This window comes from Paraconexibacter sp. (assembly GCF_059438195.1).
Window position 1 is genome coordinate 1 of record NZ_JBLKKY010000114.1, and the last position, 6,875, is coordinate 6,875.

The window sequence follows — 6,875 nt, forward strand, 5'->3', positions numbered from 1 at the left end:
CCAACGAACGAGCGCGGGTGCATTTGACGCGATGCCACTATCAACGACAGCGACGGGGCGTCGTCGAGCGGGTCGCGACGGCGCCGGTGCGCGAGCGCGAGGTGAGCGGCGCGTCGCACGTGCTCGGCGTCGACCTCGTCGCGCCCGCCGAGCGCCGCGAGCACGCGGGCGACGCGGGCGCACACGACGTCGCCGCGCACGCCGTCGAGCCCGAGCTGCCCGCACGCCCCCGTGATCTGCAGCAGCTCGCGCTCGCCGAGTCGCACGCCGTCGAGCCGGTCGCGGGCCGCGGCGATGCGCTCGCGCAGCGCCTCCTCGTCGTCGGCCCACCGCGACCGCGACGCGGCGGGGTCGGCGTCGTGGGCGAGGCGACGCCGGACGACGTCGGCACGGACCGACGGGTCGGCGGGCGTCGTCACCTCGACGCCGAGGCCGAAGCGGTCCAGGAGCTGCGGGCGCAGCTCGCCCTCCTCCGGGTTCATCGTCCCCACGAGCACGAACCGCGCGTCGTGGACGACCGACGCGGACTCGCGCTCGACGCGGCACACGCCCGTCGCGGCGGCGTCGAGGAGGGCGTCGACGAGGTGGTCGGCGAGGAGGTTCACCTCGTCGACGTAGAGGACGCCGCGGTGGGCGCGCGCGAGCAGGCCGGGCTCGAGCACCGCCTCGCCCGCGAGCGCGCGGCCGAGGTCGACCGCGCCGACGAGTCGGTCGAGCGTCGTCCCGAGGGGGACGTCGACGAGCGGAGCGGGCCGGGGCTCGGTCGCCGCGTCGGCCGGGACGGGGCCGTCCGGCGCCCGGTCGCCCGGGGCGAAGCCGTCACGGCGCCCGGCGGCCGCCGCGACCGGCGGCAGCAGCGCGGCGAGCGCGCGGACGGCCGTCGTCTTCGCCGTCCCGCGCTCGCCGCGCACGAGGACGCCGCCGACGCCCGGGTCGACCGCGCATACGAGGAGCGCCTCGACGAGATCGTCCTGACCGACGACGGCCGACAGCGGGAACGTGGTGGCGGTCACGCGGAGGCCTCCTCGAGGTCTCCCTCGAGCGCGAGGTAGCGGTCGCGGATCGCCTCGAGCGTCGCCGCCTCCGGCGCCGCCCACAGGCCGCGCTCCGCCGCCTCGAGGAGCTTCTCGGCGATGCCGCGCGCCGCCCACGGGTTCGCGCGGTCCATGAAGGCCGCGATCTCGTCGTCGAGGAGGTAGCGGTCGGCGACCTGCTCGTACATCCAGTCCGACGCGACGTCGGTCGTCGCGTCGTAGGCGAAGAGGTAGTCGACCGTCGCGGCGAGCTCGGCGGCGCCCTTGAAGCCGTGGCGGGTCATCGACCCGATCCACCGCGGGTTCGCGACGCGGGCGCGGAAGATGCGCCGCGTCTCCTCGGCGAGCGTGCGCGTGCGGACCTGACGCGGGTCGGCGCTGTCGCCGAGGTACGCGGCGGGATCGCGGCCGCTCAGCGCGCGGACCGTCGCGATCATCCCGCCGTGGTAGTCGGAGTAGTCCTCGCTGTCGAGATGGTCGTGCTCGCGCGAGTCGATGTTCTTCACCGCGACGTCGATCCTCCGGAAGCACGCGCGCATCGCCTCGGCCGCCGGGGCGCCGTCGAGGCCGCGGCCGTAGGCGAAGCCTCCCCACGCCTCGTAGACGGCGGCGATGTCGCGGTCCTCGCGCCAGTCACGCGTCTCGAGGAGCTGTCCGAGGCCGGCGCCGTAGGTGCCGGGCTTCGAGCCGAAGATGCGGGTCGTCGCCTCGCGCCACGCGGCGGCCTCGTCGAGGTCGCCGGCGAGCTCGGCGGCGCGGGCCCGGCTGTGGGCGCGCACGAAGTTCGCCTCGTCGGGCTCGTCGAGCGCCGCGACGGTCGCGACCGCGTCGTCGAGGAGCGTGAGGAGGTGGGGGAAGGCATCGCGGAAGAAGCCGCTGATGCGCAGGGTGACGTCGATCCGCGGGCGGCCGAGCTCGTCGAGGTCGATCACCTCGAGGCCGGTGACGCGCTTCGAGCTCGCGTTCCACCTCGGCCGCACGCCGAGGAGCGCGAGCACCTCCGCCGCGTCGTCGCCCTGGGTGCGCATCGCCGCCGTCCCCCAGGCGACGAGGCCCACGGTGCGCGGCAGCTCGCCGGTCTCGGCGCGGTGGCGGTCGAGGAGCGCGTCGGCGAGGCGGACGCCCGTCTGCCACGAGAGCTCGGAGGGGAGAGCGCGCGGATCGACCGTGTAGAAGTTGCGCCCGGTCGGCAGGACGTCGAGCCGGCCGCGGGTGGGCGCGCCGGACGGCCCGGCCGGGACGTGCCGGCCGCGCAGCGCGCGCACGACGTTCTCGAGCTCGTCGGTCGCGCCGCGGATGCCCGGGACGATGCGCTCGCAGACGAGGCGCAGCGCGGCGGCGACACCGTCGTCGCGGGTCCCGAGCCCGCCCCGCACGACGTCGTCGACGCGATCCAGCGACCAGTCGTGCTCGGCGAGCGCGACGAGGAGCGCCTGCTGCGCTGCCTCCATCCGGTCGGCGTCGTCGGTGCGCAGCGCGGCGCCGACGGCGTCCCGCAGGCCCGGGGTCCCACCGCTGCCGTGACGGGCGATCGCGGCGACGAGCCCGCGGAGCTGCGGGCCCTCGGGCGGCGCGCCGAGGACGTGGAGACCGTCCTTGATCTGGACGTCCTTCACCTCGCACAGGTAGCCGTCGAGATGCTCGACGAGCTCGCCCGCGTCGTGCGCGTCGGCATCGGCGTCGATGCCGAGGTCCTCATGGAGGTTCGCCGCGCGGATCGCCTCCCAGATCCGGGCGCCGAGACCGGGGAGCTTCGAGGGGTCGAGGACCTCGAGCCGCGCGTACTCGTCGAGCAGCGCCTCGAGGTCGGCGAGCTCGTCGTAGGACTCCGCCCGCATCATCGGCGGGACGAGGTGGTCGACGACGACGGCGTGCGCGCGGCGCTTCGCCTGCGCGCCCTCGCCCGGGTCGTTGACGACGAACGGGTAGACGAGCGGCACGTCGCCGAGTGCGGCGTCCGGCGCGCAGGAGCGCGAGAGCGCGAGCATCTTGCCCGGCAGCCACTCGAGCGTCCCGTGCTTGCCGAGGTGGACGATCGCGTCCGCTCCCCAGTGCGCGTCGAGCCACCGGTAGGCGGCGAGGTAGTGGTGGGCGGGAGGCAGCTCGGGGTCGTGGTAGATGCCGACCTGATCGTCGCCGTAGCCGCGCGGGGGCTGGATGAGCACGACGACGTCGCCGAGCTCGATGCCCGCGACGACGAGGTCGTCGCCGTCCCGGTAGCGGTCCCCGGGCGCGGCGCCCCAGCGCTCGACGACCGAGGTCCGCAGGTCCTCGGGCAGACCCGCGAACCACGCCTCGTAGTCGGCGGCCGCGATGCGCAGCGGGGCCGCGGCGAGCTGGGCGTCGGTGATGAACTCGGGGTCGTGTCCGCCCGCCTCGATGAGCCGGTGCATGAGCGCGTCGCCGTCCTCGGGGACGTCCTCGACCCGGACGCCGTCGGCGCAAAGGCGGTGGAGGAGGGCGATGGCGCTCGCGGGGGTGTCGAGCCCGACGGCCATCCCGACCCGCGCGTGCTTCGTCGGGAAGGCGGTGAGGACGATCGCGATCCGGCGCGGGCCGGTGGCGAAGGCGTCGCGCAGGCGGGCGTGACGCAGGACGAGCCCGGCGAGGCGGTCGCAACGCTCCTCGTCGGGGACGTAGCGCGGCACGGCGGTGCCGACGAGCGCCGCGTCCTCACCCTCGGGGTCGGCCTCCTTGAAGCTCACCGGGCCGCCGATGATCCGGCCGTCGAACTCGGGGATCGCGACCTGGGTCGCGGCGTCGAGCGGCGCGAGACCCTCGCCGCCGGACTCCCACCAGGCCCGGGAGCGGGTGACGGTGAGCGCCTGCGCGACGGGGACGTCGAGCGCCTCGATCGCCGCGGCGTCCCACGCCATCTCCCCGTCCTCGCCGCCGGCCGAGGCATCGCCGGCGTGCGAGCCGCCGGTCGCGAGCATCGTCGTGACGAGGGCGTCGACGTGCCCGTCGAGCAGCTCGAGCGCGGCGACGCGCCCGTCGTCACGGCCGCGGCGCAGGGTGTCGGCCCACACGGCGACGGGATGTCCGCCCGCCCGCTCGATCGCGGCGTAGAGCGCATCGACGAACGCGGTGTTGCCGGTGAGTCGGTGCGCGCGGTAGAAGGTGACGCCGACGACCGGCCGGTCGGGATCGCGACCGGCGAGCGCCTCGCCGAGCGTGACGTCCCCGCGGCCCGGGACGTAGACCCCGTGCGTCGCGACGGGACGTGGCTCCTCGAAGCCCCAGCCCTCGAGGAGGAACGTGTCGGCGAGGAACCGCAGGAGCTGCTCGACGTTGTCGACGTCCCCGGCGGAGAGGTACTCGCCGACCTGGGCGACCGTGCCCGACGCGGCGGTCGAGAGCGCGGTCATCTCGGCGTCGGGGGTCGACTCGCCCCCGAGTGCGACGAGCGCGACGCCCGCCTCGCGGCAGCGCTCGGCGAGCCGGTCGACGCCGCCCTCCCAGCCGCGGCGACCGCCGAGGATCCGCGCGACGACGACCCGCGCGCCGTCGAGGACGTCGTCGAGGAACGGGTCGATGTCGGTCGTGCCGCGCGGGTTCGCGCAGCGGACCGCGGGGAAGTCGTCCGGGAGCCGGCGGACCGCCGAGGCGGTCGCGAGGATCTCGGTGTCGGCGGTCGTCACGAGGCGGAGCACGTGGCCTCCCGGAGTCGCAGGTCGAGGGTCGGCAGCCCGGCGGGGGCGCCGGACGTGATGAGGTCGGTGAGCGCGGCGGCGTCGCAGTGGTCGGCGACGAGGTCGCCGAGGCGGTCGAGGTGCCGGGCGCGCACGGCGGCGAACGACTCGGTCCCGGGGGCGAACGTGCGTCCGCGGGTGACGGCGACCGCGCGCAGCAGCGCGCGCCGCAGGTCGTCGTGCTCGAGGACGCCGTGCCACGACGTCCCCATCACCGGTCCGACGACGCAGCCGTCGGGCTCGCCGTCGTCGGCGACGAGGAGCGGCGTCGCGCCGGGGGCCGCGGCGGGTCGTCCGTGCCGGATCTCGTAGCCGCCGGCGGGCGCCTGGAGGTGCGGCGAGTGACCGGTGCGCTCGCGCAGGACCTTGGAGGGCGCGAACGTCGTCGTCACGGCGAGCAGGCCGAGGCCGTCGACGGTGCCGGCGCGAGACTCGACGTCGTCGACGATGCGCTCGCCGAACATCTGGAACCCGCCGCAGATCCCGAGGATCGGCCCTCCGGCGGCGGCGCGATCGGCGAGCGCACGGTCGAGACCGTCGGCCCGGAGCCGCGCGAGGTCCTCGACGGTCGCCTTCGTGCCGGGCAGGACGACGAGATCGGCGCGCGCGACGTCCGCCGGGCTGCGGGTGAAGCGCACGCGGACGCCGGGCTCGGCGGCGAGCGCGTCCGCGTCGGTGAAGTTGCTCATCCATCGCAGCCGCACGACGCAGACGTCGAGGACGTCGGACGCGGCGACCTCGACGGCGGCGGTGGGGCGCGAGGCGTCGAGGGCGAGCGAGTCCTCGACGTCGAGCCACAGGTCCTCGAGGAACGGCAGGACGCCGAGCGTGGGGCGTCCGGTGCGGGCGCGGAGGTCGTCGAGCCCTGGGGCGAGGATCGCCTCGTCGCCGCGGAACTTGTTGACGAGAAACGCCGCGACGTGCGCCTGGTCGGCGGGGTCGAGGACGGCGAGCGTGCCGGTGAGCGAGGCGAGGACGCCGCCGCGGTCGATGTCTCCGACGAGGAGGACGGGGAGCCCGGCGTCCCGGGCGAGCCCCATGTTCGCGAGGTCCGCGGCGCGCAGGTTCGTCTCCGCGGGGCTGCCCGCGCCCTCGCAGACGACGACGTCGTAGCGGGAGCGCAGGTCGGCGAGCGCGCGACGCACGACGGGGACGAGCTCTGCCTTGCGGGCCTGGTAGCTGCGCGCGTCGGTGTCCATCCACGGGGTCCCGTCGACGACGACCTGGCTGTGACGGACGCCGGAAGGCTTGATGAGGATCGGGTTCATCGCCGCCTCGGGCGCGACGCCGGCGGCGGCGGCCTGGACGGCCTGCGCGCGGCCGATCTCCGCGCCGCCCGGCGTGACGACGCTGTTGAGCGCCATGTTCTGCGCCTTGAACGGGGCGACGCGGACGCCTTGGCGGTGCAGCCAGCGGCAGAGGCCGGCGACGACGAGCGACTTCCCTGCGTCGGAGTGGGTGCCGCAGACGAGGAGCGCGCCCGTCACCGTCGCCTCCCGACGAGAGCGCAGACGACGGTCGCGGCGAGCCCGACGGCGTCGGCGAGTCGCACGACGCGGGCGATGTCGTCCGGGGTCGGGGGGCGACCATCACCGAGGCGCGGCCGGTGCTCGACGCGGCCGGAGTAGGCGACGGGGCCGCCGAGGCGCAGCCCGAGCGCGCCGGCGAACGCGGCCTCGACGCGCCCCGCGTTCGGGGAGGGGTGCGCGCGGCCTTCGCGGCGGGCGGCGCGCAGTGCGGCGGCCGGTCGGCCCCCGACGAGCGGCGCACAGGCCGCGGCGAGGAGGACGGTGAGCCGCGCGGCGGGCCAACACAGCGCGTCGTCGAGGCGCGCGCTCGCCCACCCGAAGCGCGCGTGGCGCGGCGTGCGGTGGCCGACCATTGCGTCGAGCGTGTTCGCGGCCCGGAAGGCGACGACCCCGGCGGGTCCCGCGAGCGCCCCCCACACGACGACGCCGAGGACGGCGTCGCTCGTGTTCTCGGCGACCGACTCGACGACGGCACGGGCGACCTCGTCGTTGTCGAGGTCCGCGACGTCGCGGCCGACGAGCGCGGGGAGTGCGGCGCGCGCGCCGTCGAGGTCGCCGTGCGCGAGGCGCTCCTCGACGACGGCAGCGGCGCGGCCGAGCGACCGCCCGCCGAGCGCGGC

Annotated in this window: 4 protein-coding genes; all 4 read right to left on the reverse strand. The window is 76.2% G+C overall.

The window, feature by feature from the left end:
• A partial coding sequence (locus ACME2J_RS21635; protein WP_495547023.1) for a magnesium chelatase ATPase subunit I occupies positions 1 to 1,013 on the reverse strand: 1,013 nt, incomplete at its 3' end.
• Positions 1,010 to 4,687 carry a cobaltochelatase subunit CobN gene (gene cobN / locus ACME2J_RS21640; protein WP_495547024.1) on the reverse strand — a complete coding sequence of 1,226 codons (3,678 nt, stop codon included), beginning with the start codon at positions 4,685 to 4,687 and terminating at the stop codon, positions 1,010 to 1,012. The genes ACME2J_RS21635 and cobN, both read right to left, overlap by 4 nt.
• Entirely contained in the window at positions 4,672 to 6,213 is a 1,542-nt protein-coding gene (locus ACME2J_RS21645; RefSeq protein ID WP_495547025.1) for a cobyric acid synthase, read from the reverse strand. The genes cobN and ACME2J_RS21645 overlap by 16 nt, the downstream gene beginning before the upstream one ends.
• Positions 6,210 to 6,875 (reverse strand): CobD/CbiB family cobalamin biosynthesis protein (locus tag ACME2J_RS21650; RefSeq protein WP_495547026.1); only part of this gene is annotated, 666 nt, incomplete at its 5' end. The genes ACME2J_RS21645 and ACME2J_RS21650, both read right to left, overlap by 4 nt.